Raw genomic sequence first — 3837 nt, 5'->3', positions numbered from 1 at the left:
CAGCCACACTCTCCCCATGAGCCGTAAACTCCACCCTCCCAAGCTCATAGGGGAACTTCTCTCCCTCAGGGGTAAAGTAGAGGGCGATCCAGCGGATGTGGTGCTCGGTGGTATTCGGATGGGGAATCTCCTTTCCAACCGTAACCTGAAATAGAGCCACCTCTCCTTTTGCCACCGTCTCCGGTCCTTCAATGGCGGGAACATGCTTTTCCTGCTTCCAATCCGCCGACTGGAAAAGGTCTGGGAAAGCCATCAGAACACCTCCTCAGAAGCTCTTAAACGAGGCTTTCGGGGTTCCACAGACGGGACAGAACTCGGGAACCTCGCCTTCCACCGTGTAGCCACAAACCGGACATATGGATACCACTCCAAGCTCAAGGTCCTTCCCCTGCAGGGCAGCTTCTTTAGCCTTCTGGTACATCTTGGCGTGAATCTTTTCTGCCTCAAGGGCGTAATGGGTGCTCCGTTCCGACTCCTTCTCACCCTGGAACTTGGCGACTTCGTTGTACACCGGGTACATTTCCTCAACCTCAAAGGTCTCTCCGGCAATGGCCATATCGAGGTTCGCCACTGTATCGTTCACGTTGCCCAGGGCCCGGTAGTGGTTCGCCGCATGAACCTGTTCTGCGTAGGCGATGGCTCTGAAAAGACGAGCGATGTTGGGTTTTCCCTCTTTTTCTGCCACCTCGGCAAAGATGAGGTACCGCATGTGGGCCTGGGACTCCCCAGCGTAGGCATTCTCCATGTTCCCCTGGGTCATTTTGTGGGAGATTTTCGCCATTCGCTCAGCCTCCCTTCCTTTTTAAGAGGAAAAACCGGGTATTTTTTCTTCTATTCCCGGCAACCCCCTAAATTTTTGCACTCCCTTGCCGAATACTTAGGATGGAAAGGAGGAGAGGTGCGATGGCACTGAAAATCCAGAGGAACCAGAAAAGCCAGATCCGCTATAAGGAAATCGTCGCCTGCATCCTTGAGGAGAAGGGAGAAAATTCCCCTCAAGACCACGAAAAGGCCGTACCTCAGGGGTCTTCCTCGGGAAAAAGTGAGGTACAATAGTCGCAGAAACCTTCAGGGAGGTGGAAAATCGTGCAGGTTGTAGAACTCCACGGAGCAAGGGTTCCAGTTATCGGGCTTGGTACCTGGGATCTCCGGGGTGAAGAGGGGTACCGGGCGGTTCTTCGTGCCCTATCTTTGGGTTACCGCCACATCGACACTGCTGAATTCTATGACAACGAAAGGGAAGTGGGAAGGGCCATTAAGGACTCCCAGGTCCCAAGGGATGCGATTTTCCTCACCACCAAAGTCTGGTACACACATTTACGTTTTCAGGACCTCATCCGCTCCTGTGAGGAGAGCCTACGGAAACTTGGAACTGACTACGTGGACCTTTACCTCATCCACTGGCCGAATGAGGCTGTTCCCCTTGAGGAAAGTCTTGAGGCCATGGAAAAGCTCAAAAAAGACGGAAAGGTTCGCTTCATCGGAGTGAGCAACTTCGACGTTGACCTCCTCGACAAAGCCCGACGCATAGCAAGTTCCCCAATTCTCACCGACCAGGTTGAGTACCATCCCTACCTTTCCCAGAAGCCCCTCCTTGAGTACTGCCAGAAAAACCGGGTGATTCTCACCGCCTACTCTCCCCTTGCCCGAGGCCGCCTGTCCCAGGACCCACTCCTTGTGCGCATCGCTGCAAAGTACGGGAAAACCGTTGCCCAGGTGGTCCTCCGCTGGCTCATCGAGCAGGACATGGTTGTTGCCATTCCCAAGGCAAAAGACGAAAAGCACCAGAGGGAGAACCTTGAAATCTTTGATTTCTCCCTCACCGAGGAGGAGAAGGAGGCCATTGCCCACCTTGACCGGGGAGAGAAAGTAGCCACAAGGCTCTGATGCGACGAGTTCTCCTCCTTTTGCTCTTTCTCACCGTTTTTGTCCTTCCGGCACATGCCCTCCCCCGGTACATTTTCCTCTTCATAGGGGATGGGCTGGGGCAGGAGGAGATTGACCTCTACAAAGCTTCGGTCCCTCAGGCCTCCTTTAGCGCTTTTCCCGTTCACGTTCTCCTTGGAAACCTCACGGCAGATGGAAGAATTCCAGATTCTGCGGCTTCAGCAACGAGTATTGCCTGCGGCGTCAAGACGAAAGAAGGAACCCTCGCCCAGGACGCCTCTGGCCGACCAGCGAAAAGCATAGCCCAGGAAGCAAAAGAAAATGGACTTCGAGTGGGCATTATCACCAACGTAGCCCTGAACGACGCAACTCCTGCCGCTTTCTACGCCCATGCTTCTTCCCGGAGAAACTACGACGAAATCGCCCAGCAGCTCATCGAAAGCGGCTTCGACCTTTTTGTGGGAAGCGGCATCGCTACCTCGACAAGAGAAAAGCGGGAGGAAATCCTCCACCATGCTCAAGCAAAGGGATACTCAATCACCAGGGATTTCCAGGAATTCACGAGCTTCAAGGGACCGCTCCCCCTTCTTGCTCTCCTCCCCTTCACCTTTGCCATCGACCGAAAAGAAACCTCTCCAACCCTTTCTCAGTGCGTCCGAAAAGCCATAGAGCTCCTCCAGGGCCCTCGGGGTTTTCTCCTTGTCATTGAAGGGGGACGCATCGACTGGTGCAACCACATGAACGATATCGCTTCCTCCCTTAAGGAGCTCGAGGAATTCGATGCCGCCATCTGGGAGGCTCTATCCTTTGGCAAAAAGCACCCTGAAGAAACCCTTGTTCTTGTGACCGCAGACCACGAAACGGGAGGGCTTCGTTTGAAGAGAAAACCCTCTCCCGTGGCGCTTCGTCAGAAAGGTTCATATGAGCGTTTCTTCACAGAGCTTGCAGCTGTCCCTTTCGAGAAAGAGACACTCCGACAGTTCATCTCTTCCTTCTGGGAAGAGGAATCGGAAATCGAAGAGATTCTTGCGAATTTTCTCGCCTCGAAAGACGAGAAAACACTCTGGATTTCCCTTGCCCGTCTTTTTGCAGAGAAAGCCGGAATTTCCTGGAGTACCACAGGGCACGCCGCCCTTCTGGTTCCCCTGTACGCCTGGGGAGAGGGAGCTCTGCTCTTTGCAGGTGCTACGGAGAACACAGATATTGCCAGGATTCTCAGGGAAGAAGTTGTATCCGAGAGAGTGTTTTGATATAAAAAGTTGGGTAAGGAGTTGGTCGCCAAGGTGCTCCAGGTAGGAAAAGTGCTGCGCGCAGAGGGAGAGTACGCGCTGGTCCACGTGGAGAAAAAATCCGGATGCGGCGGGGAGCGATGCCCCTTGAGTTCCTCTCTCATTGACGATTCCCGAAGTGACTTTTACACCGTTTCTGCCCGAAACGACATCGGTGCCTCCGTGGGGGATTTGGTGCTCGTCAAAGCAAAGGATACGGTTCTTCTTGGTATAGCCTTTTTCCTCTACCTTTTCCCCATCCTCCTTGCCCTTGGGGTGTACGCGCTTTTCAGGGCCCTCTTTCCCCAGGAATCCCTGGCTATTCTTGGGCTCTTCGGTAGTCTCGGGGTATCTTTCCTCTTCCTTCGTCGACTCAACACGAGACTAACCATTGAGTACCGAATCGTGGACTTTGCCAGCACGAAAGAATGCACGGAGTGTCCTCTCTTTACAGGTTCTAAGCGGTGAGGGCGGTGGAAAAGTTCTCTCAGGTTCTCTTGGGACGGAAAGGTCGGGGGTACGGAGCAGTAGTCTTTGGCTTTGCTCTCCTTCTCATTTTCACCATATTCCACGGAAAGCTCATGGAAGAACCAAAGCCTGTGTGGGTGTCCTTTCTTGCGGGGGGCATTGCCTCCCTCTTTTTCGGCATCCTTACCCTCGCTTTTGAAGAGAAAGTGCTCTC

General features: G+C 53.6%; 6 protein-coding genes. 4 read left to right on the top strand and 2 right to left on the bottom strand.

What is annotated here, in order from left to right:
- A partial coding sequence (locus H5U36_04220) for a Neelaredoxin (GenBank protein ID MBC7217367.1) occupies positions 1-253 on the bottom strand: 253 nt, incomplete at its 3' end.
- Between the two features lie 12 nt (positions 254-265).
- Positions 266-760, bottom strand: coding sequence for a rubrerythrin family protein (locus H5U36_04215; GenBank protein ID MBC7217366.1), 495 nt, complete (start codon positions 758-760; stop codon positions 266-268).
- 143 nt (positions 761-903) lie between these two features.
- Here H5U36_04215 and H5U36_04210 point away from each other — a divergent pair, with 143 nt between their 5' ends.
- From H5U36_04210 to H5U36_04195, 4 genes are read left to right on the top strand one after another with little or no spacing between them, the layout of a single operon-like run.
- A complete protein-coding gene (locus H5U36_04210) occupies positions 904-1056 on the top strand; it encodes a hypothetical protein (protein ID MBC7217365.1) in 153 nt (50 codons plus the stop codon).
- Between the two features lie 30 nt (positions 1057-1086).
- Positions 1087-1887 (top strand): aldo/keto reductase, encoded by an 801-nt coding sequence (locus H5U36_04205; protein MBC7217364.1) that lies wholly within the window; start codon positions 1087-1089, stop codon positions 1885-1887.
- Entirely contained in the window at positions 1887-3137 is a 1251-nt protein-coding gene (locus H5U36_04200; protein ID MBC7217363.1) for an alkaline phosphatase, read from the top strand. Before H5U36_04205 ends, H5U36_04200 begins: the two co-directional genes overlap by 1 nt.
- A 33-nt stretch (positions 3138-3170) precedes the next feature.
- Positions 3171-3623: a SoxR reducing system RseC family protein gene (locus tag H5U36_04195; GenBank protein MBC7217362.1), complete on the top strand. Its 453-nt coding sequence runs from the start codon at positions 3171-3173 to the stop codon at positions 3621-3623.
- The last annotated feature ends 214 nt before the right edge of the window (positions 3624-3837 follow it).

Origin of the sequence: Candidatus Caldatribacterium sp., assembly GCA_014359405.1 — a bacterium.
GTDB lineage: Bacteria > Atribacterota > Atribacteria > Atribacterales > Caldatribacteriaceae > Caldatribacterium > Caldatribacterium oleiphilum.
Note: the sequence above shows the minus strand (reverse complement) of the source record. Positions and strands in the feature narration are given on the sequence as shown.